The 21,854-nt window shown below is 59.4% G+C and carries 22 protein-coding genes, 1 pseudogene and 1 riboswitch; of the genes and pseudogenes, 10 read left to right on the top strand and 13 right to left on the bottom strand.

Annotated features, from left to right (window positions below; genetic code table 11):
- The first annotated feature begins 85 nt into the window (after positions 1-85).
- The 3 genes from recA (at position 86) to NVV72_00105 (ending at position 4,925) form a co-directional block, all read left to right on the top strand.
- Entirely contained in the window at positions 86-1,171 is a 1,086-nt protein-coding gene (gene recA, locus NVV72_00115; GenBank protein MCR6657805.1) for a recombinase RecA, read from the top strand.
- A 274-nt stretch (positions 1,172-1,445) separates the two neighbouring features.
- Complete coding sequence (gene alaS / locus NVV72_00110; protein ID MCR6657804.1) at positions 1,446-4,079, top strand: alanine--tRNA ligase; 2,634 nt, start codon at positions 1,446-1,448, stop codon at positions 4,077-4,079.
- Between the two features lie 60 nt (positions 4,080-4,139).
- The gene (locus tag NVV72_00105; protein ID MCR6657803.1) at positions 4,140-4,925 is read left to right on the top strand and encodes a glucose 1-dehydrogenase; all 786 of its coding nucleotides are present in this window, start codon (positions 4,140-4,142) and stop codon (positions 4,923-4,925) included.
- On the opposite strand, the gene NVV72_00100 is transcribed toward NVV72_00105, so the two are convergent.
- The 3 genes from NVV72_00100 to NVV72_00090 all read right to left on the bottom strand — a co-directional run bounded on the left by NVV72_00100 (position 4,909) and on the right by NVV72_00090 (position 7,223).
- Positions 4,909-5,496, bottom strand: a complete 588-nt coding sequence (locus NVV72_00100; GenBank protein MCR6657802.1) for a TMEM165/GDT1 family protein — start codon at positions 5,494-5,496, stop codon at positions 4,909-4,911. The two genes, NVV72_00105 and NVV72_00100, sit on opposite strands and share 17 nt — an antisense overlap.
- Positions 5,497-5,559: 63 nt before the next feature.
- Positions 5,560-5,689: riboswitch (yybP-ykoY riboswitch) on the bottom strand.
- A gap of 21 nt (positions 5,690-5,710) precedes the next feature.
- Positions 5,711-6,634: an AEC family transporter gene (locus NVV72_00095; GenBank protein MCR6657801.1), complete on the bottom strand. Its 924-nt coding sequence runs from the start codon at positions 6,632-6,634 to the stop codon at positions 5,711-5,713.
- A gap of 130 nt (positions 6,635-6,764) precedes the next feature.
- A complete protein-coding gene (locus tag NVV72_00090; GenBank protein ID MCR6657800.1) occupies positions 6,765-7,223 on the bottom strand; it encodes a hypothetical protein in 459 nt (152 codons plus the stop codon).
- Positions 7,224-7,506: 283 nt separating this feature from the next.
- Here NVV72_00090 and NVV72_00085 point away from each other — a divergent pair, with 283 nt between their 5' ends.
- A complete protein-coding gene (locus NVV72_00085; GenBank protein MCR6657799.1) occupies positions 7,507-9,054 on the top strand; it encodes a tetratricopeptide repeat protein in 1,548 nt (515 codons plus the stop codon).
- A 158-nt stretch (positions 9,055-9,212) separates the two neighbouring features.
- Positions 9,213-9,503 carry a glycine zipper domain-containing protein gene (locus NVV72_00080; protein ID MCR6657798.1) on the top strand — a complete coding sequence of 97 codons (291 nt, stop codon included), beginning with the start codon at positions 9,213-9,215 and terminating at the stop codon, positions 9,501-9,503.
- 504 nt (positions 9,504-10,007) lie between these two features.
- Here the strand turns inward: NVV72_00080 and NVV72_00075 are convergent.
- From NVV72_00075 to NVV72_00040, 8 genes and pseudogenes are all read right to left on the bottom strand, one after another.
- Positions 10,008-10,628: a DUF2939 domain-containing protein gene (locus tag NVV72_00075; GenBank protein MCR6657797.1), complete on the bottom strand. Its 621-nt coding sequence runs from the start codon at positions 10,626-10,628 to the stop codon at positions 10,008-10,010.
- Between the two features lie 187 nt (positions 10,629-10,815).
- Positions 10,816-11,994: a GDSL-type esterase/lipase family protein gene (locus NVV72_00070; protein MCR6657796.1), complete on the bottom strand. Its 1,179-nt coding sequence runs from the start codon at positions 11,992-11,994 to the stop codon at positions 10,816-10,818.
- Positions 11,995-12,113: 119 nt separating this feature from the next.
- Positions 12,114-13,181: a putative zinc-binding metallopeptidase gene (locus NVV72_00065; GenBank protein MCR6657795.1), complete on the bottom strand. Its 1,068-nt coding sequence runs from the start codon at positions 13,179-13,181 to the stop codon at positions 12,114-12,116.
- A complete protein-coding gene (locus tag NVV72_00060) occupies positions 13,178-13,867 on the bottom strand; it encodes an SGNH/GDSL hydrolase family protein (GenBank protein MCR6657794.1) in 690 nt (229 codons plus the stop codon). The genes NVV72_00065 and NVV72_00060 overlap by 4 nt, the downstream gene beginning before the upstream one ends.
- Before the next feature lie 43 nt (positions 13,868-13,910).
- Complete coding sequence (locus NVV72_00055; protein ID MCR6657793.1) at positions 13,911-14,261, bottom strand: hypothetical protein; 351 nt, start codon at positions 14,259-14,261, stop codon at positions 13,911-13,913.
- Positions 14,262-15,377 (bottom strand): GDSL-type esterase/lipase family protein, encoded by a 1,116-nt coding sequence (locus tag NVV72_00050; protein ID MCR6657792.1) that lies wholly within the window; start codon positions 15,375-15,377, stop codon positions 14,262-14,264.
- An 81-nt stretch (positions 15,378-15,458) separates the two neighbouring features.
- Complete coding sequence (locus tag NVV72_00045; GenBank protein ID MCR6657791.1) at positions 15,459-16,610, bottom strand: GDSL-type esterase/lipase family protein; 1,152 nt, start codon at positions 16,608-16,610, stop codon at positions 15,459-15,461.
- 223 nt (positions 16,611-16,833) lie between these two features.
- Positions 16,834-18,047: pseudogene (locus NVV72_00040) on the bottom strand (NADP-dependent isocitrate dehydrogenase).
- A gap of 195 nt (positions 18,048-18,242) precedes the next feature.
- Between NVV72_00040 and NVV72_00035 the strand changes: the two are divergent.
- Positions 18,243-18,365, top strand: coding sequence for a hypothetical protein (locus tag NVV72_00035; GenBank protein ID MCR6657790.1), 123 nt, complete (start codon positions 18,243-18,245; stop codon positions 18,363-18,365).
- A 6-nt stretch (positions 18,366-18,371) separates the two neighbouring features.
- Here NVV72_00035 and NVV72_00030 read toward each other — a convergent pair whose 3' ends face one another.
- Together NVV72_00030 and NVV72_00025 are read right to left on the bottom strand one after the other, a co-directional pair.
- A complete protein-coding gene (locus NVV72_00030) occupies positions 18,372-18,680 on the bottom strand; it encodes a metalloregulator ArsR/SmtB family transcription factor (protein ID MCR6657789.1) in 309 nt (102 codons plus the stop codon).
- A complete protein-coding gene (locus tag NVV72_00025) occupies positions 18,677-19,138 on the bottom strand; it encodes an SRPBCC domain-containing protein (protein MCR6657788.1) in 462 nt (153 codons plus the stop codon). Before NVV72_00025 ends, NVV72_00030 begins: the two co-directional genes overlap by 4 nt.
- A 139-nt stretch (positions 19,139-19,277) precedes the next feature.
- Here NVV72_00025 and NVV72_00020 point away from each other — a divergent pair, with 139 nt between their 5' ends.
- From NVV72_00020 to NVV72_00005, 4 genes are read left to right on the top strand one after another with little or no spacing between them, the layout of a single operon-like run.
- Positions 19,278-19,529, top strand: coding sequence for a hypothetical protein (locus tag NVV72_00020; GenBank protein MCR6657787.1), 252 nt, complete (start codon positions 19,278-19,280; stop codon positions 19,527-19,529).
- A 4-nt stretch (positions 19,530-19,533) separates the two neighbouring features.
- Positions 19,534-20,316: an RNA methyltransferase gene (locus NVV72_00015; protein MCR6657786.1), complete on the top strand. Its 783-nt coding sequence runs from the start codon at positions 19,534-19,536 to the stop codon at positions 20,314-20,316.
- The gene (locus NVV72_00010; protein MCR6657785.1) at positions 20,316-20,666 is read left to right on the top strand and encodes a DUF3147 family protein; all 351 of its coding nucleotides are present in this window, start codon (positions 20,316-20,318) and stop codon (positions 20,664-20,666) included. Before NVV72_00015 ends, NVV72_00010 begins: the two co-directional genes overlap by 1 nt.
- A 25-nt stretch (positions 20,667-20,691) precedes the next feature.
- On the top strand, positions 20,692-21,633 hold the full coding sequence (locus tag NVV72_00005) for a CPBP family intramembrane metalloprotease (GenBank protein MCR6657784.1): 942 nt from the start codon (positions 20,692-20,694) through the stop codon (positions 21,631-21,633).
- Positions 21,634-21,854 lie beyond the last annotated feature (221 nt).

The raw sequence follows: 21,854 nt of genomic DNA, 5'->3' as shown, positions 1-21,854 counted from the left end.
TGGAACAAATGGGGTACGTGTTAATCCTCACGACGACGAAAACAGGCCCCGCGGGCGGGGAATCGTGACATAGGAGGGTTTGGTTATGTCATCTCAGGCGGTATTGAAATTGGTAGGCAAGAACGAAGGTGAAAAGCAGCGCGCCCTGGAAGCGGCGCTGGCGCAGATTGACCGCGCATTCGGCAAGGGTTCGGTGATGAAACTGGGCTCGAATGGCAAGGTTCAGGAAATCGAATCCGTCTCCACCGGCTCTCTGGGCCTGGATATGGCGCTGGGTATCGGCGGCCTGCCCAAGGGTCGCGTCATCGAAATCTACGGGCCGGAATCGTCGGGCAAGACGACCCTGGCCCTGCACACCGTGGCCGAAATCCAGAAGCTGGGCGGCACCGCGGCGTTTGTCGATGCCGAACACGCACTCGATCCGACCTATGCTCACAAGCTCGGCGTCAATCTCGATGACCTTTTGGTCTCGCAGCCGGATAATGGTGAGCAGGCGCTTGAAATCACCGATACCCTGGTCCGTTCCGGCGCCGTCGATATCGTGGTTGTCGACTCGGTAGCGGCGCTGACGCCGCGCGCCGAAATCGAAGGCGACATGGGCGACAGCCTGCCGGGCCTGCAGGCCCGTCTGATGTCGCAGGCTCTGCGCAAGCTGACCGGCTCTATCTCCAAGTCGAAGTGCATCGTCATCTTCATCAACCAGATCCGCATGAAGATCGGTGTCATGTACGGTTCGCCGGAAACGACGACCGGCGGCAATGCCCTGAAGTTCTACGCCTCGGTCCGCCTCGATATCCGCCGCACCGGCGCCATCAAGGTGCGCGATGAGAACATCGGCAACAGCGTCAAGGTCAAGGTGGTCAAGAACAAGATTGCGCCGCCGTTCCGCGAGGTCGAGTTCGATATCCTGTTCGGCGAAGGCATTTCCAAGATCGGTGAGATTATCGACCTCGGCGTCAAGGGCGGTATCGTCGAGAAGTCAGGCTCCTGGTATTCCTATAACTCGACCCGCATCGGTCAGGGCCGTGACAATGCCCGAGATTTCCTGAAGGCCAATCCGGACATGGCGAAGGAAATCGAAAACGGCATCCGCAAGAAAACGGCCGCCATCTCCGAGGAGATGCTGGGCGCGCCGGAACCGGATGCCAATGACGGTGATGAATCTTTGTAGTTCCAGATTACGTTAGTAATCTGGCAAGGGCGACTGCCCGCCGCCGCTAATGCGGCGAGCCATGCGGCGCTTGAGCTAAATATGATCAGGTTGGGCCGGTTCCAAACCGCCGGTCCGCCGGCCCGGTCAGAGAAAGGCGCCCTCGCAAGGGGCGTCTTTTTTGTTGCACACCGGCGGCCCTAACAAAAAGATAGTCCTGCCTGCGCAAAGGTCTTTGCGCTTGTGAGTAAGCCCCTCTATATAGCGATCTTTATTTCAAGAACCGAAGACACTCATGCCGTCCTTAAACCAGATACGTCAGACCTTCCTCGATTACTTTGCCAGGCAGGGCCACGAGGTCGTGTCGTCCTCGTCGCTCGTGCCGCATAACGATCCGACCCTGATGTTCACCAATGCCGGCATGGTGCAGTTCAAGAATGTCTTCACCGGTGCGGAAACGCGGCCCTATAACCGCGCCACCACCTCGCAGAAATGCGTGCGCGCCGGCGGCAAGCACAATGATCTCGATAATGTCGGCTATACGGCGCGCCATCATACCTTCTTCGAAATGCTGGGGAATTTCTCCTTCGGCAACTATTTCAAGGCCGAGGCGATCGAATTTGCCTGGAAGCTGATCACCGAGGACTATGGCATCGACAAAAACCGCCTCATGGCGACCGTCTATATCGATGACGATGAAGCCTTCGACCTGTGGAAGAAGATCGCCGGCCTCCCAGAATCGAAAATCGCCCGCATCGCCGGCTCGGATAATTTCTGGTCGATGGGCGATACCGGTCCGTGCGGTCCCTGTACCGAAATCTTCTACGATCATGGTGATCATATCTGGGGCGGCCCTCCGGGCACGCCGGAAGAGGATGGCGACCGGTTCGTCGAGATCTGGAACCTAGTCTTTATGCAGTTCGACCAGTCGGCCGATGGCACGCGCGTCAGCCTGCCCAAGCCGTCGATCGATACCGGCATGGGCCTGGAAAGGGTCGCCGCCGTGCTTCAGGGCGTCCATAACAATTACGACATCGACCTGTTCCAGACTCTGATCCGTGCCTCGGAATCGGCCACCGGCGTCAAGGCCGAGGGCGACAGCCTGCCGTCGCATCGCGTCATCGCCGACCATCTACGCTCGTCGTCCTTCCTGATCGCCGATGGCGTGACGCCGTCGAATGAAGGCCGCGGTTATGTCCTGCGCCGCATCATGCGCCGCGCCATGCGCCATGCCTATCTGCTGGGCGCGCAGGAACCGTTGTTGCACAAGCTGGCGCCGACCCTGGTATCGGAAATGGGCAGCCACTTCGGCGAACTGAAGCGCGCCGAGGCCACGATCGTCGAGACCCTGCGCCAGGAGGAAGAACGCTTCCGCCGCACGCTTGGCCGCGGCATGACCCTGCTCGATGAAGCGACGCGCGACCTGAAAGAAGGCGACATGCTGAGCGGTGAAACAGCTTTCAAGCTCTATGATACCTATGGCTTTCCGCTCGACCTGACCCAGGACGCCGTCCGCGCCAAGGGTCTGAGCGTCAATCTCGACGGCTTCGAGCACGCCATGGAAGCCCAGAAGGCGCGCGGCCGCGAAAACTGGACGGGTTCGGGCGAAAAGGCCCAGTCGGCTGAATGGTTTACTATCAAGGAAGCCATCGGTGCCTCCGAATTTGTTGGTTACGAACACCTGGAAGCGCAGGCCCATGTGCAGGCGCTGCTGCTGGATGGCCAGCAGGTCAGCGAGGCCCTGGCCGGTGACACGGTCGAGGTCGTCTTCGAGAAGACCCCCTTCTATCCGGAAGGCGGCGGGCAGGCCGGCGATACAGGTACGGTCGAACTGCTGCATGGTGCGGGCGTCATCAGGGACACCTACCGCCAGGCCGGCGACCTGATTGTCCATCAACTGGAGATCACCGAAGGCACGCTGAAACCCGGCGACAAGGTGGAACTGAAGGTCGATGCCGAAAAGCGCCATACCACGCGCTCAAACCACTCGGCAGCGCACCTGCTGCACGCCGCGCTCAAGCATGTGCTTGGGCCGCATGTGGCGCAGAAGGGGCAACTGGTCGATGCCGACCGGATGCGTTTCGACTTCAGCCACGGCGCGCCGCTGACCGACGACGAGATCGCGCGCATCGAGGCCGAGGTCAATGCCGTGATCCTGCAAAACCAGGCTGCCTCCACCAAGCTGATGTCGCCGGAAAAGGCGATCGAAGCCGGCGCCGTTGCGCTGTTCGGTGAGAAGTACGGCGAGGAAGTGCGCGTTCTGGCGCTCGGCCATGCGCTGGAAGGCGAGGGGGATTATTCGGTCGAACTGTGCGGCGGCACGCACGTGTCGCGCACCGGTGATATCGCCCTGTTCAAGATTATTTCCGAAGGCGGTGTCGCTGCCGGCATCCGCCGCATCGAAGCTTTTACCGGTGAGGCGGCGCGCCAGTACCTGCTGGGGCAGGCCGGTGTGGCGCAATCTCTGGCGGATCAGTTCAAGGTGCCGGTGGCGCAGGTCGAAGCGCGCGTCGAGGCCCTGATCGCAGAGCGCAAGCGCCTGGAAAAGGAACTTTCCGAAGTCAAGCGCGCGCTTGCGGTCGGCGGCGGTGCGGCGTCCGGGCCGGAAGAGATCAACGGCACCGGGGTCATTGCCCGTGTGCTGGAAGGCGTCGGCGGCAAGGATCTGCGTCCTCTGGCCGAGGATTTCAAGAAGTCGGTCGGCAGCGGCATCGTGGCCCTGGTCGGCAAGCTGGACGGCAAGGCGGCCGTGACCGTGGCGGTGACGCCCGATCTGACGGCGAAGTACAATGCCGCCGAACTGGCCAAAGCGGCAGTGATTGCCATGGGCGGCCAGGGCGCTGGCGGCAAGCCGGACTTCGCCCAGGGCGGCGCGCCGGACGATTCCAGGGCCGATGAGGGCCTGGCGGCGGTCAAGGCGCTGATTTAAGCCATAGGCAGCCACCGGAAAATTGCATACCCTGTCTGGAAACGGACAGGGTATTTTCTTATGAACAGACTGTTGGGCAAGACCGCCCTTATCACCGGCGCAGCCAGCGGCATCGGCGCGGCCATCGCCGAGGCCTTTGTGGCGGAAGGCGCGCGCGTCATCGTCAGCGATATCAATGCCGAAACCGGCGCGGCGCGGGCAGCGGCATTGGGTCCGAACGCGCGTTTCATGCGCCATGATGCCACCGACGAGGCGCAGTGGGCGGCGGTGATGGCGGCCATCGTGGCGGAGCATGGCGGGCTCGACGTGCTGGTCAATAATGCCGGCATTACCGGCACCGAAAGCGGCCGTCCGCATGACCCGGAACATACCAGCCTCGATGACTGGCATCAGGTGATGCGCATCAATCTCGACAGCGTCTTCCTGGGCTGCAAACACGCCATCCAGGCCATGCGCGCCACGGGCCGGGGCGGCTCGATCATCAATATGTCGAGCCGCTCCGGCCTGGTGGGGGTGCCGAAGACCGCCGCCTATGCCGCCAGCAAGGCGGCGATCCGCAACCACAGCAAGACGGTGGCGCTTTATTGCGCCGATCAGAACCTGGGCATCCGCTGTAATTCGCTCTATCCGGCCTCGATCCGCACGCCAATGTGGGACGCCATGATCGACAGCGCGGACGACGAAAAGCAGTTGCTGGCCAATATGCCGCTGCATCGCTTCGGCCGGCCGGACGAGGTGGCCGCCGTGGCGATCCTGCTGGCTTCCGACGAGGCGACCTATATCACCGGTTCGGAATTTAACATCGACGGCGGCATACTGGCTGGCACGGCTACATCACCGAAGTGACATACTGCCAGAGCGCCCAGGCGCCGAAGCCGACAAACAGCAGGCTGGCGACGATCCGCACCCATTTCAGCGGCACGTATTTCATGATCTTATCACCAAAGATGACGGCGGGGACATTTGCGATCATCATGCCGAACGTAGAGCCGGCGACGACCATCAGGATGTTGTTGTACTCGGCGGCCAGGGCGATGGTGGCGAACTGGGTCTTGTCGCCCATCTCGGCCAGGAAGAACATGATCGTGGTGGTGACGAAGGCGCCGTAGTCTTTTTTCACCGCGCCGTCTTCGTCATCCACCTTGTCGGGCACCAGAATCCACAGGCCGAGGCCGATGAAGGAGAGGGCCAGGATCAGCGGCATCCAGGCTTTCAGCGCCGTATGCGTGAGCAGGGTGCCGCCGAAGGCCGCCAGGGCGTGGTTGGCGAGCGTCGCCACCAGTATGCCGAAGACGATGGGGATGGATTTGCGATAACGCGCCGCCAGGATCAGCGACAGGATCTGCGTCTTGTCGCCGATTTCGGAGACAGCGACAAGCAGGGTGGAATGAAGGAAGGCGTCAAGGGGGAGGGACACTTAAAGGCTTCAGTTCTGATCGGGCGCAAGGTTCAAGACATACGGCGCCATGCAGCGGCGCCCGATCAAAGGCGACGCACGACACCGCAGGTCTCACCTTGTCCGATTGGACCGCTATCGCCATGCCGATGCCCGGCAAGTGTGTTGACGATAACCTTCGCCTGGATTGGCGAAGCGGTTACTCCCCTGAAGGATGAGGCGCTTATAGCGCCTTTCAGCTTGCCGTCAAGAGCAGGGCCAGCGCCGACAGCGTGAACAGGCTGATCAGGGTGGATTGCGCCACCGAACGCGCGGCCCCTTCGAACCACAGGCCATACATCTTCGACTGGATGAAGACGCTGACCGCGGTGGGGGTGGCCGAGAGAAAGACGAAGACGCGGAAGGTCAGCGGATCGACATGCAGCAGCGTCAGGACAAGGGCGACCAGCGCCGGGGCCAGCAGGATTTTGCCGATAATCGCGGCGGCGCTGGCGGCATCGGGCCGGATCAGGTTTGAGGCCGGCATCATGCCCAGCATCCCGCCGAGCGCCACCAGGGCGACGGGCGGTCCGGAATGGCCCAGCATATCGAGCGCATTTTCGATGGCGGGCGGGAAATGAAAGCCGGCGACCATGCAGAGCACGCCGATCAGCGCGCCGATGACGGTCGGGTTGCGGGCGGTATTGATGAGCGCCATCTTCACCGTGTGGCCGGATGCCTTGGCGAGGCCGGCGCAACCGAGGCTGAACAGGATCAGGAAATCGGCGGCCACCACCAGCGGCCCGGTCTGCGAGACGGCCGGACCGAACAGGCTGATGGCGATGGGAATGCCTAAGAAGGCCGAATTGTTGATGAAGCCGGCCATACCCGCGGCGATCGACTCGTCAGGCTTCGCTTTCAACAGGCGCGCAGTGGCGATGACCATGACGGCCGTGGCGATCATGGCGGAGATATAGGCCACAAGCGGCAGGGTCAGGGCCGGATGGAAGGGCGGCAATTTGGCGAAACTGACCACCAGCCAGCACGGAAAGGCCAGCCAGTAGAAATAGGCGGAAAGACCATCGAGCCCTTGCGCGTTCAGGCGTTTCAGCTTCACCAACAGGGCGCCGAGGCCGATAAAGGCGAAGAAAACGAGGACGCGGATCAGGGTATCGAGCATACGGCTTCATGCGCTTTAAACCGCTGCACGGCAAGTGCGGTCAGGCGTTATGCCACGATGTCTTGTTGTCGAAATTCGTCAAACTGTTCTCCCCCCCTCTCCCCTCAGCGAGGGGAGAGGGCAGTTGGTGTCATTTTAACCAGATCGAGGCGGCGGCCCACGCAGCGGGAGGAATGGGGATTTGCGCCGAATACGCTTCGGCGCGTTTTTTCAGGACCAGTTCGGCGCGGGCGGCTTCGATGTCGTCGGTCAGGTCAGTATAGATGACCTCAGGGTCAGAAGCGGTTGCGGTCTGGGCCGCCGGAGCATGGGCTTGCGTCGCAGGATTTGTGATGTTTTGGGCGGCTTCCCACCATTGGCCCAGGTCGGGGCGGCGCTCATCGCCCCATTTCAGCGTATTGGCGAGCGAAACGCGGGCCTTGATGGCGGCGGTCTCATGGATGGCGCGTTCGGCTTCGAGCTTGTTTGGATCGGGTGTTTTGTCACGTATCTGGCGCTCGGCGCGGTCGCAACGGCTGTAGACACGTTCGATCACGGCGGCCACGCGCATGGCCTTCTCGACGCCCGGCAGGTCTTGGGGATCGTCCATGGCGGAAACTTTGAGCAGCATCCGGTCAGCAAAGGCGCGCAAAAGCCCGCGCCGCTCTTCCGGGCTTAGGTGTTGCTGTGCTGTGTGGTCATCCAAAGACATCCGGATATGATGCACCGGGAAAAGGGAGCGGGGATAGATTTTGAGCAAGGGATGAGCGTGCAGGATTGAGGTAATTGATATTCTGTCATTCCAATTGCTAATGCGTCCAAGTCTAAAATGTGGGCTAGTGGGCAGTGCTTCTTCTGGTATAATTTTGCTTCAATTATAGAAGGAATAGGTTGTGTTGAAGAGGGGAATAGGGTTTCTGGCCTTGCTGGCTCTGGTTTTCCCGCATACGGGGATGGCCAATCCGGCGGACGACTGGCGCCTGTGCCAAGGCGACGATGCAGCCCTGGCTGTCAATGCCTGTACCGGCCTGATCGATCAGGCCGGTCAGAGCCGGGTGGCCCTGGCCAAAGCCTATTATTACAGAGGCTATGCGAACGACGATTTAGGGCATGTCGACCAGGCCATCGCTGATTACAGCAAGGCCATAGACCTCGATCCAGATGATGACGATGCCCTGTTCAATCGCGGCATTCTCTATTATGGCCGTCAGGCCTTCGATCTGGCCATAGCCGACTATTCGCGGGTGATCATATTACATCCGCAGGACGTCGACGCCTATGGCAACCGTGGCGCCGCCTATGCCGGTCAGGGCGATTTTGACAACGCCATAAATGACTACACGCAGGCTATTTCGTTGAATGGCGTCAGTGCTGAGAATTTCAGTAACCGCGGTGCTTCCTTCGAGAAAAAGGGCGATTACGAGCATGCCCTTGCCGACTATACTGCCGCGATCCAACTCGATCCCGGCAATGCCACGGCCTATAACAGTCGTGGGGCAGCTTATGACGAAAAGGGGGCGCACGATCTGGCAATTGCCGATTTCACGGCGGCGATAAAACTGAGACCGGACTATTCTTCCGCCTATTACAATCGGGCAATAGCGTATGATATGAAGGGCGAACACGAGACGGCTGTGGCCGATTACAATCAATGCCTGTCTCTGAAACCTGATGACGCATCCTGTTACACCGGTCGCGCCAATGCCTATTTTTACCTGGGCAAATACGATCTCACCATTACCGATGCCAGCAAGTCCATAAGCCTGGCTCCGGACAGGGCGCCTGCGCATTATAATTTGGGCATGGCCTATGCAGCCAAGGCACAATACGATCAGGCGATCGAACAGTTCAGCAAGGTGATAGAACTGCGGCCGGAATCTGCGGACCCCTATGTCAGGCGGGGATTGGCGTATGACCAAAAAAATCAGCCAGGGCTGGCCCTGGCGGATTTTTCCAGGGCGATAGACCTCGCTCCGGAAAATTACGCATACCTTTATTCACGGGGGTGCCACTATTCCGGCAACGGCAAAGATGAACTTGCTATTGCGGACTATTCAAGAGCGCTGACGCTGAAACCCGGCGCCGTGGAAATCCTTAATGATCGCGGTGGGGCCTATGTGGCTTTGGGCAAGTATGACCTGGCCCTGGCGGATTATTCGAAAGCTATCGAGATTTCCCCCGCCTTCGTCGTTGCTTACATCAACCGCTCTGGCATATATTACAGGCAGCATGACTATGCCAGGGCGATTTTGGACGCCACAAAGGCGATAGAACTGCAACCAGAGCTAAGTGGCGGCTATGTCAATCGCGGCCTGGCTCGTTGGGAGCAGGGGGATAAGGCCGATGCCATAGAGGACATGAAAAAAGCCTTGGCCATTAAGCCTGGTTACAAATTTGTGCAGGATAAATTGAACCAATATCAGGCGGCGATGTCTGGTTAGAATATCAACCCGGCGGCTTTCCTGCCGCAGGCCATTGCCTCATATTTACAATCCGGCGGCCTTTCCCCGATCAAAAAAATAGCGCCGGTCGAGTACTGTCGATGTGACCAACGGGCGCTCAGTGCGCTCCGTTCGCTTTCTGACGAAAAGGAAACGCCATGAAAATCGCATTTACGAAAATCGCTGTATTGGGCCTGTCCTCCGCTGTTTTGCTGAGCGGGTGTGCAACGGACGGTGTGGGCAGCGGCGCGCTTATCGGCGGCGTGGGCGGTGCGGCGGTAGGGGCCGCCACCGGCAATGACGCTGTAAAGGGCGCGGTGGTTGGCGCTGTCGCCGGCGCTGTCATCGGCTATGTGGTCGAGCAGGGCAAGAAACGTGAAGTCTACAGTGATGGCCGTGGCAATAAATACTGGGTGGATGACAACGGCGAGCGGCATTACACGAACTAACGCCGCCAAGGTGCCGCGATATGTCAGGCTATGCCTTTGATGGCGCTGTGATCGCTGGACAGAACGATGCGGTTGCTGGCTCTCATGCCCGTGACTTCATTTGAGTAAAGCAAGAACCCCCACCACCACATCTCACGCTGCGCGCTCGTGCGGTCCCCCTCCCCAGTGAACTGGGGAGGTATAAGGGGAGTAACACTATGTGCGTTAAATCACTTTGCAGCCTTGTTGCGTGTGAGATAGTCAACACCTGCTAAAAGGACCATTCCCGCAAAGCATCCAAACATAAAGAGTTTTGACCTATTTATATGGTCAAATTGGTCGTGGCTAACATAAGCGACTGTGCCTTTTATAGGGTATTCAATTGTGCGGCCAAGAGCCATATTCGGAATACGGAAATCGGGGCTTAGAACCTTATCTTCCCAGGAACTGTAGTTGAAAAACGACAATCCGAGAGCGATCAATAGGGCAAAAGCAACGAATCTAAGAGTAGCTCTCATTGAGATATCAGCCTGCCGGGGTTTCGGGCTTGGGTTCCATATCCGGGGTGGGGAGGCCGATATGGACCAGTTGCCAGTGGGTCAGGCCGTGGCGCTCGAAGGTGAAGGTGGTGGTGCCGCGCAGTTCGTCGGTCACGGTCAGGCGGGCGCGTTCCAGGCTGAAAAAGGCGGTCTTGGGCGCAGGCGGCTTGCCTTCATATTGCGACAGTTCGAAGCGGTTGGCGTCTTTCGCCGCGCCATAGGTCAGGCCGAGTAGCGCCTTGGGCGTCAGGTAGGAATTGACGTCGATCACCGGCTTGGGCGGGGTTTTCGGTGCATTCGGGTTGACCAGGTCGTTGAACGCCTTGCCGATGGAATCGGCCACGCCCTTGACGGCATTGCCGGTGGCGCCGACCGGATCATTCAGCGCGGAAGGGGCTGGCGCGGCGATACCTTCATCGCCGGCCAAGAGCTGGGTTTTCAGGCTGGCGCGGACGGAATCGAAATCGATCAGCTTGGCGAGGGACTCGATATCCTGGCTCTTGCAGGCGCTGCGGACATCATAGAACGAAATGATCGGCGCCGTGTAGAACAGGCCGGCTGCGGCCACGATGACCAGAAGCAGTATTACCCCGAAAATGCGCGACACAGTATGTTCCCCTCGAAAACCGCGTTAACCATTCCTAGCATGGGTATTTTCGTTTGTCGCCTGTTTGGGTGGTGAAGGTTGCAGAGTGTGACCACAATGCCCCCTCCGTCTCGACGCTTCACCTGTCGGCTACGCTTGCTCGACACCTCCCCCGCTTCGCCAAGAGGCTCGCAAGGGAGGAGAAGGGTTACTTGCCCTGCCAGACCTGCGGGTGATTGGTGAGATATTGGATGTAGAAATCGGCCACGCGGGCATCGGCGCGGGTGGAGGGGTGGCCGTTGCAACCGATCTTGTCCAGTTCGGGCAGGGTAACGCGATCGATTTTGGTGTCGCCGGTGGCCTTGATGGCGGCAAAGACATCATCCGTCCCGCCGGTATAGCCTTCCTGACGATCGGGCGGGGTGGCGAGAAGGATAAAGGCGTCCGGATTGCGGTCGCGGATGGTTTTCACAAAGGCGGTGTAGGTCTTGACATAATCGGCACGGAGATTGGCTTCATTGCCCCAGGGCTCATCGGGGCGGACGGGCGTGGAGAAGTCATTACCGCCGATGCCGATGACGATGACCTGCGGGTGCCAGTCGGGTCCGGATGGCGGTGTATTGGGATTGCCTGGCAGATACATGCCAGATGCCATGAAGGGGTGGTCTCCCTCAACAATATCGTAGAGGACGCGTTTATAAAGCATCGGCATATGGTATTTCGGATGTTCGCGGCCATCGTAGTTGCGCACCATGCCAAGGCCGGAAAAGGCGTTGATTTCGTAGTCGGCGTTGAAATGTTTCGCGGTCAGCGGACCAAAGCCTTGCTGGCTGTCGGTTGTCTCGAAGATCTCTTCGGGTGTGCATTGAGAAAAAGCCGAGGTGTTGCCGTAGCCGACGGTCAGGCTATCACCGATAAACTCGATCTGGCGGGCGCGGACGGGGGCAGTCAGGATTCGCTTTTCTGCGCCGGAATCGTTGGCGATGTAAAAGCCCAAGAATGAGCCTTCCGCATATTGGGTTTCCGAACGCTTTTCGACGCGGATGGTATGTTCTCCCGGACCAAGCCGATCCAGCGTGATATTGGTCAGGCCCGGCTTGTTCACCACCATGAGTAGCTTGTTATCAACGATGATGTTGAAGTTATTAGCTTTATCGGCAAATTTTGCCGTGACCGCATCACCTGTGAAACGGGACTCGAAATAGACGGCAGGCCATTGATAGCTGTAGGTGGCTCCGTTTGAATATTCATGTGGAATTTTGAAAGCCCGGCCGCCGACATGCACCGGCAAGGCAATATCTTTCGCCGGTGGGTGAGGGGTGTTTGAGGCTGACGCTGCCGTGGCGCTTGCAGTCAGGACGATGGCCGTCGCTATTGTTTTCCACATGGAATTGGTTCCCCCTTAGATTGGTGTCATCTAAGACCCGCTGTGGGCAAAAGACAAGCCTCGCAAGAGCCTTCGGCGACGAGGGCCAAAGGCCCTCGACCCGAACGCTTTGACAAGAGCTATATCTGCCGCGTCAGCAGGCCATGGACATAGGCCAGTTTCTGCTGGATCACCGGGGTCAGGATAAACGGATAGAGGTCGCGTTCGCCCATCGAATGGTGGATGCTGTTCAGCGCCACCGACAACGGGATCCACACCTCGGCGATGCGGTCGAAATCGAGCACCGAATAGGGGTCGAAGTTCGCATGTGTGGCCAGGAAGTCATGCGACATGGGCGCAAGCGCAATGCCGAACATATGCGCCGTCTCCAGCGAATCGACGATATGCAGCACATGGGCGAAGCATTCGGCGAAATCCTCCCACGGGTGGGTGGTAGCGTAATGGCTGATATAGGTACTGCCCCAGCCCGGCGGCGGGCCTTCGCTGTAATGGCGGTCGAGCGCCTGCTGGTAATCGGCGTTTTCATCGCCGAACAGGGCGCGGAAGCTTTCGGTCTTGCCGGCATCGCGCACCATCCGGTTCCAGATGAAATGGCCGGTCTCGTGGCGGAAATGGCCGAGCAGGGTGCGGTAGGGCTCGTTCATCATGGCGCGCTGCTGTTCGCGCGTCGGGTCGTCGGCCTCGGCCGTGCGGATAACGATATGGCCCTCGTCATGGCCGATCAGCACCGGCTGGCAGGAGCCATCGGGCAGGATGACATCGTCCTTCAGATCAAACAGTAGCCCGCCTTCGGGGTCTTCCTTGCGGCCGGGGCGGGGCAAGTCCCAGCGCAGGAAGGAATAGAAGAGGTGGCGCTGGGCGTCGGAAATGGCCCGCCAGCGGCGCAGGCCGTCCGATGTATTCGGGTCGGGCACCAGGCCATTATAACGGCAGGCGGTGCAGAATTCCTCATCACTGTCGTCGCGCACCAGCCAGTTGCAGATATCCCAGGCGGCGTTCGGGCAGAAGCGATAGACGAACTGCTGCTGATCGACGCGGCGCCAGCGATCGGCGCGGGCGGCATCAGGCTGCATGGCGTGAAGGGCGATTTCCTCGCATACGAAGCCTAAGCGAAAGCCGCAATTCAGGCAGGACCGGTTCTCGAAATAGATCGGGTTCCCGCAATTATCGCAGAGAAAGAGCTTCATTCGGTGTTATGGTTCCAGAGATCGGGGTGGGCGTCGATATAGGTAATCAGGCTGTTGGCGACCTGGGCATCATCGGCGGTGGAAGGGTGCCAGTCACAGCCGCTGAAAGCTAGGCTATTCATGGGTAAGAAATCGATGCGGCTCTCGCCGGCGGCGCGCAAGGCGGTGAGTACCTTTTTGACCTCGGACTGGATCTCGCCATTGGCCTGATCGGTAGCCATCAGGATGAAGAAGGCTTGCGGGTTCTGCGCGCGCAGGGTTTGCACGAACTGGACATAGGTCTGTTCAAAATCGCTGTGCAGTTCGTCGCGCGTCGTCCAGACCTCACCGCCATGCAGGGGCGTGGAGAAGTCGTTGGTGCCGAGGCCGATGACGATGATTTGCGGGCGCCAGTCGGCCGTTTCGACCATCTGCGGCGCGACCGTATAGGGATAGGCTTGCGGCAGGTGCAGACCATCGCCGCCATTATAATTGCGCACCACACCGCGGCCGGAAATGGCGTTGATGCGGTAATCGGCGCTGAAATGCTTGGCGATCAGCGGGCCGAAGGCCAGTTGCGTATTGGTGGTGGCCCAGACTTGATCACCGGGGCAGGTGCGGGTAGGGGAGGTATTGCCATAGCCGACCGTATAGGAATCGCCGATGAACTCGATCTCGCGCGGCAGGGCTTCGGGCGCCGGCAGCACATTGGCCGGATCGGCGACGAAGAAGCCGGTGAATTGCGCGGCGTCAAACGATCTCGCTCAGTTTCTCGGCGCGGATGGTGTGTTCGCCGGGCGGGAAGGGGCCGAGCAGGATATCGCCCTCGCCGGGACGGCTGGGCGTGTTGACGACCCGGCCATCGACATAGACATTGAAGCGGTTGACCTCGTCATTGAGGCGCAGGTGGACTTCCGTCCCCTTGAAGCGCGCCTCGAAATAGGTGCCGGGCCATTGATGACGGTAGCCCTGCGCCGGATCATCGGCACTGACGGCCACCACACGCCCACCAATATGCAGCGGCAGGGCTGTGCCCACCGGCGTGCCGGCGAAAGCGGGCGCCATCAGGAAAGCGAGCAGGAGCGGCAGGGCAAGACGCATCTATTTGCCCTGCCAAACGTCGGGGTGGGCATCGATCCAGGCGATCAGGGTATTGCTGATCTTGCGGTCGTCATTGGTATCGGGGTGGTAGTCGCAGGCATTCTTGGTGAAATCAGTGATCTCAAGGAAATCGACCTTGCCGTCGCCATCAGCTTTGAGGCGGTCGCGCACCGTGCTGATCTGCGGCGAGGTGGCCGGGTCATAGGAAATCAGCAGGATAGTGGCGTTGGGGGTCTTTTCGCGCAGGGATTTGACGAAGGCGACATAGGTTGCTTCATAATCGGCGATCAGTTCATCCTGATTATTCCACTTTTCACCGGCATGGACCGGCGTGGAGAAGTCATTGGTGCCGAGCGCGATGACGATGATCTGGGGCTGTAGCCAATCCGGCTTTAGATATTTCGTCTGGCCGTCGAACACGGTGTAGGCGTAAAGCTGGGGCAGGCTGTCGCCGGCGAAGCCGTCATAGTTGCGCACAATGCCGCGGCCGGAAAAGGCATTGATCTGGTACATGGCGCCATAATGACGCGCCGTCAGCGGACCGAAGGCCTGGGTGGTGTCGGTCGAGGCCCAGAGCTCGTCCGGCGTACAGGTGCGCTTTCCGGCGGTATTGCCATAGCCGACGGTATAGGAATCGCCAATGAACTCCATGCTGTAGACCGGTGGAATACCGAGCGGCAGGCGATCTTTCTGTTGCGGGACATAAAAGCCCTTGAAAGTGGCGGCGTCGCTCTGGCTTTCAGTCGCTTTTTCTACAAGAATTTCGTGAATGCCGTCGCTCAATCCGGAGATACGCACCTGTGATTCACCGGGTTTGCTGACTGTATCGACCCGTTTACCGTCGATGGAAATATGCAGGATATTGACCGGATCGGCAAAGGCGACGGTCACTTCGGTTCCCCTGAAACGGCTTTCCCAATAGATGCCGGGCCATTGATGGGTGAAGGGCGGATTACCGTCCGGGCTGGTGGTTCGTCCGCCGGTGCGCACTGGAAGCTGGGTTCCGGCAGGTGTAGATGCGGCCGGAATATGCTCTATTTTTTGCGCCTGCGCTGTTCCGGCCATCAGAATGGCCGTGATGGCTGCCCATCCCAGATTGCGCCCCAAATGCCGCATCGTCTCAACTCCATTATTTTTATGGATTGGACTATTTCAGGGGCGGGGCAGGGCGTCAAGATCAGGGTAAACTGGCGCTGGCTATTTACCCTGCCAAAGCTCAGGATGGGCGTCGATATAGGCGATCAGGCTGTCGCTGATGCGTTTGTCATTGGCGGTATTCAGGTGCCAGTCGCAGCCGGTCAGGGCGAATCCTTTGCCGACATCGAGCGATGCGACGCGGGTTTCGCCGGCGGCATTGAGGCGTTCGATGACCTCGGCAATGGCAGCGGCGACCCGGTCCTCGCCATAGTTCATCAGGATAAAGCGGGCGTCGGGATGGCTGGCGCGGACCTGCTGGACGAAGGCGACGTAAGAGGCGATGTAATCGTTGGTCAAAGCGTTTTCACTGGCCCATTTTTCACCAGCGTGAACGGGCGTTGAGAAGTCGTTGCCGCCGAGCGCGATGACGACGATGGCCGGGTTCCATTGGGGATTATTGTAGGGATGGACGGTTTCGTCCTCGATCAGCGCCGAACGATAAAGCAGCGGCATGTTGCGCTTCGGCGCCCCGCCATTGTAATTGCGGACAATGCCGATGCCGGAATAGGCGTTGATCTGGTAATCTGCGTCATAGTGTTTGGCGGTGAGCGGGCCGAAGGCTTGTTGCGTATCAGTGGTGGCCCAGACCTCTTCCTCAGTGCATTCGCGTTTGGACGAGGTATTGCCATAACCGGCGGTATAGGAATCGCCGATAAACTCGATCTGGTGGGCGCGGGGCTCAGGCCAGCGGAAATCTTCCTTCGGGCCGATCCACATATTGCCGAAGGTGCCGACCGTGTCCTGCGATTCGTCGGTCTTCTCGATGCGGAGGCGGTGCCAGCCCCGGGCCAGGCCGCCGAGGCGATAGACTGTGTTGCCGGGCTTGATGACCTTAGCGGATTCCTCCCCATCGATGTAGACGGTGAAGGCGTCGGTCGTGTTGCCAAAATTGATCAGGATTTCGGGGCCGCCGAACTCGGCCTCGATATAGATGCCCGGCCATTGGAAGCTGACCGGCAGGTCGTCATCTAGTGACGCCTTGCCGGCGAGGACGGACGCGAGGGCGTCGGCGTTGGAATAGCGGCCGTGTACGGACTGCGCCACCTTGATATAGCCGGCGGGAACCTGCGGGAGGGTTTCGAGCTTAGGCGGTGCGGCGTATGCGCCGGTGGCGAGTAGTCCTGTCAGTATCAGTCCCGCCCCAATGTGCATCGTCCCGGTTTCCTTATGGTTATGCGGCGACTATTTCAGGGGGAGGGCAGGGCGTCAAGGCGCCCCTCCGTCAGTGGCACCAGTCCTGCGGACTTCGCCACTGCCACCTCCCCATTTAAGAAATGGGGAGGAGAAAAGAAAAAAGCCGTCGCATCGGTGAGGATGCGGCGGCTCTTTTTTCAAAGGGGGCGCATGGGGGAAAGCTTGTTTCCCCCATGATAACTTAGGCGGCCAAGGCCTTGGTCAGGTTTTCGCTGATCTTGTCGAGGAAGCCCTCGGTCGTCAGCCAGCCCTGCGTCGGGCCGACCAGCAGGGCCAGATCCTTGGTCATGAAGCCGGCTTCGACAGTGTCGATGCAGACCTTTTCCAGGGTTTCGGCGAAGGTGTTCAGCTCGGCATTGCCATCGAGCTTGGCACGGTGCTTCAGACCTTGGGTCCAGGCGAAGATCGAGGCCATCGAATTGGTCGAGGTGGCTTCGCCCTTCTGGTGCTGGCGGTAGTGACGGGTGACGGTGCCGTGGGCGGCTTCGGCTTCCATGATCTTGCCGTCCGGCGTGACCAGGGCCGAGGTCATCAGGCCGAGCGAGCCATAGCCCTGCGCCACGGTATCGGACTGGACGTCGCCGTCATAATTCTTACAGGCCCACACGAAACCGCCGGACCACTTCAGCGCCGAAGCGACCATGTCGTCGATCAGGCGGTGCTCGTAGGTCAGGCCCAGTTCCTTGTACTTGGCGGCGTATTCGGCCTCAAAGATTTCGGCGAAGATGTCCTTGAAGCGGCCGTCATAGGCTTTCAGAATGGTGTTCTTGGTCGACAGGTAGACCGGATAGTGGCGGGCGATGCCGTATTCGAACGAGGCCCGGGCAAAATCGCGGATCGAGGCGTCGAGGTTGTACATGCCCATGGCCACGCCGGCGCCGGGGAACTGGAACACTTCGTATTCCTGCACCTTGCCGTCATCGCCTTCGAACTTCATGGTCAGCTTGCCGGGACTGGGACGAGGAAGTCGGTGGCCTTGTACTGGTCGCCGAAGGCGTGACGGCCAACGACGATCGGCTGGGTCCAGCCGGGGACGAGGCGCGGCACGTTCGAGCAGATGATCGGTTCACGGAACACAACGCCGCCCAGGATGTTGCGGATGGTGCCGTTGGGCGACTTCCACATCTTCTTCAGGCCGAATTCCTTCACGCGGGCCTCGTCAGGCGTAATGGTGGCGCACTTGACGCCGACGCCGCACGCCTTGATGGCATTGGCGGCATCGATCGTCACCTGGTCGTCGGTGGCGTCGCGGTGTTCCATGCCCAGGTCGAAATACTGGAGATTGATGTCCAGGTAGGGGTGGATCAGCTTGTCCTTGATAAGCTGCCAGATGATGCGGGTCATTTCGTCGCCGTCGATATCGACGACCGGGTTCGCCACCTTGATTTTAGCCATTACAGAATCCTTTTCCAAACGGGAGCTGACAAGGGGGCGCACAGGGCCGGCCATGCCGCTAACGGCAGGTGCTATAGCGGAAAAGGTGGGCGGCGCAAAACGGTAAATTGGGCGCCCGGATCATTGTGTTTGGGGCCGGTAAAATGTGGCCCGGCGCTTGCATTGCCCTTGCGTAAACAACAGTGAGGTGCCGAAATGAACACGCAATCGATTGAAACGCCCAAACATCCCGAATGGATGGATACGGCCCGCGCCTTTGCGCTTCTGCCGCTGGCCCTGGTGATGCTGGTTTTCCTGGCGTTCCGCGAATACCGGTAAGCCCCTTTATTCGTCCAGCATATCGCGCAGGGCGTCCAGTTTCTGCGCCCACGGAGACCGACGCGCGGCCAGCCAGTCGCCCAGGGCGTCAAGGCCGGGCTGGGCGAGCGCGCAGGTGCGCACCCGACCGGATTTCTGCGTCGTGACCAGGCCGGCGGCTTCCAGAATGGCGAGGTGCTGGCCGACGGCGGTCAGGCTCATGGCATAGGGTTCGGCCAGTCTGGAGACCGACAAGGGCGCGTCGGTCAGGCGCTCGACCATATCGCGGCGGGTGGGATCCCCTAAGGCGTGGAAGATTTTAGCGATGTCGCTCAAAGTGTATCCGCCAACTGGTCCAGCAGCTTGGTCCAGCCGTGCTGGCGCATTTCGGGGCCATCGGAATGCTCGAAGAAGGCGCCCTGGTGGGTGAGGATGAGTTTTGTGCTGTCGCCATCCGCCAGGAACTCGAAGGTGAGCAGGGCGGCGGAGAAGGAGCGGTCGTTCATCGCCATGTTGGAGCCAATAACGATACGCTCATTCTGCACGATATCGAGATAGAGGCCGTCACTGGTCATTTTCGCGCCTTCAAAGGGCGTATCGGCGCCCATGAGGTAGCCGGCGAATTCGCGGCCGCCGACGCGGAAATCCAGCTCGAACCCGGTCATGGCCTGCCGGCCGGCGCTGAGCCAGCGGGATTTTTGGGCCGGATCGGAAAAGGCGGCGAAAACGGCTGCCGGCGGCTTCGGGTAGATCTTTTCAATAATGAAGGTGTGGTGGACGACGGGCTGGGTCATGGCGCTGCCTTTCTGACAGTGAAGCTATGGCTTCAGTATTGTGTCGTGAGTGCTAATAGTCAAGTTAAAACTTTAGTGTTGTGTCGTTTGACGCCCGCGCGTCACGCGCTATAAGCGCGGACAAGTGCGAGAGAGGCGAATGCAAATTATTGCTTTAATTAAAAATTGGCTCTTCTGGCTTCCGGTGGGCCTGGTAGCTTTATGGTGTGTTTTTCAGATTGTTTCCGCTAGAAAAAATGGCGTAATCAGAAATCATCAGTTAATAGAGTTAGATAAAGAAAATAATCCAGTAATATTTGGCGCCACGCTCGCCGTTTATTATGTAACTTTAGTTATTTGTGTTGTTGTTTTAATTGTTTCGTTTCTCGTTCTTGTCAAAATAATTGCTTAATATTATGACCTATCATCCCCAGCTTCCCTGTATTATTCTTGACCGGCCGCAGATGGCGGAAAATATCGGCGCTGTGGCGCGCGTCATGGGCAATTTCGGCCTGACCGAGTTGCGCCTTGTCGCGCCGCGTGACGGCTGGCCGCAGGAAAAGGCCTGGACCATGGCCGCCGGCGCGCAATGGCCGCTCGATGGGGCGAAGGTCTATGCCACTGTAGAGGAAGCGACGGCTGATCTGCAGGTGGTCTATGCCACGACGGCACGCAACCGCGAGGTCAATCTGCCGGTGATCACGCCGCGGGAATGTGCGTCCGATGGCATGGAAAAGGCGCGCGTGGGGCTTAAGACCGGGCTGCTGTTCGGCGCCGAGCGCACCGGACTGGAAACGCACGATTTGATTCACGCCCATTATATTGTCACTATACCGGTCGATCCGCGCTTTTCGTCGCTGAACCTGGCGCAGGCGGTCAATATTGTCGCCTACGAATGGCGGTTGCAGATCATGGACGCGCCGGGCGCTGAGTTCACGAAAAACCAGGACCCGCCGGCCGAGATGAAGCATCTGGTCGGGCTGTATGAACATCTGGAAGCCGAACTGGATATTTCGGGCTTCTTCTTCCCGGAGGCCAAGCGGCCCTCCATGGTGCGCAACCTGCGCTCGTCGCTCAATCGCGCCAATTTGACCGAACAGGAAATCCGCACCTGGCGCGGCGTGGTGACGGCACTCACCAAAGGGCGCGGGCGGGTGCTCGCGCGATTGGCGAAGGAAAAAGCAGAGAAGGGCGAATAATGCTGTATCTGGCGATCAAGGCTTTGCTATCGGGTATTATCATCGCGGCGGTCTCTGAAATCGCCAAGCGCTGGCCGGGCTTTGGCGCGCTGGTGGCCTCGCTCCCGCTGGTCTCGATCCTGGGCATGTTGTGGCTGTGGCGCGATACAAAAGATATCGAGCGCATGGCCGCCCATGCTGAAGGCACTTTCTGGTTCGTGCTGCCCTCTTTGCCCATGTTTCTGCTTATTCCGTTCCTGCTGCGCCGGGGCGTGGGCTTTTATCCTGCACTGGTCAGTGGCTGCGCATTAACCATTGGCTTGTATATGGGGATGGTATTTATCGGACCGCGCTTCGGGCTCAAGCTATAGAGGGCGGATTTCAAAAGGGGCAATCATGGCAGGAATCGAACTTTACGCACCCCGCACCGAGCGACATCGCCGGACCTGGACCGCTTTTGCCATCCCTTTGAGCGTGATATTCATTATCCTTGGCATGATGCCGGGCGCCTTTATCGGGCTGATCAATCATATTCCGCTGATTCCCGGCACAAGCTGGATAGGCGATGTCTATCAGCTCCTGATCTTTGGGCCGATCATCGGCATTTTTCTGCTGTGGGTCTGGCTGTTCGAGCGCCGCGGACCGCAGACGCTTGGCTTTAATGGCGATTTTGTGAAGCGTTATCTGCGCGGACTGGCGATCGGGCTTGGTTTTCTGGCAACTGTGGTGGGCAGTATCTGGCTACTCGGCGGTTATCAGTTTGAGAGCCTCGGTTTCTGGAAGGCGCCGAGCCTGATGACCTTCGTGCCGCTGGTGGCGCTGTTCTGCGGCTTCATGGTGCAGGGCGCGACCGAAGAGACCGCCATGCGCGGCTATCTTTTGCAGGTCATCGCGTCGCGTCATGGCATCTATTGGGGCATAGCGGTGAATATGATCGTGTTCTCGCTTCTGCACGCAGGCAATATCAAGCCGTCGCCGGAACTGGCCGTGGGGCTGCTCAATATCGTGCTGGTCGCCATCTTCCTCAGCTTCTACGCCATTCGTGAAGGCTCGCTGTGGGGCGTCTGTGCCTGGCATACGGCATGGAACTGGCTGCTGGGCGTTGGATTTGGCCTGGAAGTCAGCGGTGAAAAACTGGCGGCGGCGCCGATCGTCGTCGATCTGATGGGCAAGCCCGGTGCCGCCTGGTGGCTGACCGGCGCCAGTTTTGGCCCGGAAGGCAGCCTTGTGACCTCGATTGTGCTCGGTGCGGCCATAGCTTGGCAGGTATCAAAGGGTGCGCTGAAGCAGGGCGCAGGCTATCCGGCGCCGAAAAAGCTGGCGGAAACGGCGGTTTAGTCCGTGTTCTGTGCATAAACGACGCTATCTGAGAAAAAGTACGAAATCGCGGTTGACTCATGGGGGAGGGGTGGTTAGAAGCCGCCCTCCCGACGACGACAACGTCTTACGGCGACGACATGAACCGCAGGAAACTGCAGCGATTAGAGTCCTTTAAGGCAATTTCGAAGGCGGGCGCCGGCCGGCATTTTCGCCGAATTTCGCAACTGCAAAATTCTTTG

It is taken from the genome of Asticcacaulis sp. (genome assembly GCA_024707255.1).
Taxonomy (GTDB): domain Bacteria; phylum Pseudomonadota; class Alphaproteobacteria; order Caulobacterales; family Caulobacteraceae; genus Asticcacaulis.
This window is presented reverse-complemented; position numbering and strand designations above follow the sequence as displayed.

What these genes read in the sequence shown, in the direction of transcription:
- recA (MCR6657805.1), top strand. Translation starts at nt 86, where the DNA reads ATGTCATCTCAGGCGGTATTGAAATTGGTAGGCAAGAACGAAGGTGAA.
- alaS (MCR6657804.1), top strand. Translation starts at nt 1,446, where the DNA reads ATGCCGTCCTTAAACCAGATACGTCAGACCTTCCTCGATTACTTTGCC.
- NVV72_00105 (MCR6657803.1), top strand. Translation starts at nt 4,140, where the DNA reads ATGAACAGACTGTTGGGCAAGACCGCCCTTATCACCGGCGCAGCCAGC.
- NVV72_00095 (MCR6657801.1), bottom strand. Translation starts at nt 6,634, where the DNA reads ATGCTCGATACCCTGATCCGCGTCCTCGTTTTCTTCGCCTTTATCGGC.
- NVV72_00090 (MCR6657800.1), bottom strand. Translation starts at nt 7,223, where the DNA reads ATGGACGATCCCCAAGACCTGCCGGGCGTCGAGAAGGCCATGCGCGTG.
- NVV72_00080 (MCR6657798.1), top strand. Translation starts at nt 9,213, where the DNA reads ATGAAAATCGCATTTACGAAAATCGCTGTATTGGGCCTGTCCTCCGCT.
- NVV72_00070 (MCR6657796.1), bottom strand. Translation starts at nt 11,994, where the DNA reads ATGTGGAAAACAATAGCGACGGCCATCGTCCTGACTGCAAGCGCCACG.
- NVV72_00065 (MCR6657795.1), bottom strand. Translation starts at nt 13,181, where the DNA reads ATGAAGCTCTTTCTCTGCGATAATTGCGGGAACCCGATCTATTTCGAG.
- NVV72_00055 (MCR6657793.1), bottom strand. Translation starts at nt 14,261, where the DNA reads ATGCGTCTTGCCCTGCCGCTCCTGCTCGCTTTCCTGATGGCGCCCGCT.
- NVV72_00050 (MCR6657792.1), bottom strand. Translation starts at nt 15,377, where the DNA reads ATGCGGCATTTGGGGCGCAATCTGGGATGGGCAGCCATCACGGCCATT.
- NVV72_00045 (MCR6657791.1), bottom strand. Translation starts at nt 16,610, where the DNA reads ATGCACATTGGGGCGGGACTGATACTGACAGGACTACTCGCCACCGGC.
- NVV72_00035 (MCR6657790.1), top strand. Translation starts at nt 18,243, where the DNA reads ATGAACACGCAATCGATTGAAACGCCCAAACATCCCGAATGGATGGAT.
- NVV72_00025 (MCR6657788.1), bottom strand. Translation starts at nt 19,138, where the DNA reads ATGACCCAGCCCGTCGTCCACCACACCTTCATTATTGAAAAGATCTAC.
- NVV72_00020 (MCR6657787.1), top strand. Translation starts at nt 19,278, where the DNA reads ATGCAAATTATTGCTTTAATTAAAAATTGGCTCTTCTGGCTTCCGGTG.
- NVV72_00015 (MCR6657786.1), top strand. Translation starts at nt 19,534, where the DNA reads ATGACCTATCATCCCCAGCTTCCCTGTATTATTCTTGACCGGCCGCAG.
- NVV72_00010 (MCR6657785.1), top strand. Translation starts at nt 20,316, where the DNA reads ATGCTGTATCTGGCGATCAAGGCTTTGCTATCGGGTATTATCATCGCG.
- NVV72_00005 (MCR6657784.1), top strand. Translation starts at nt 20,692, where the DNA reads ATGGCAGGAATCGAACTTTACGCACCCCGCACCGAGCGACATCGCCGG.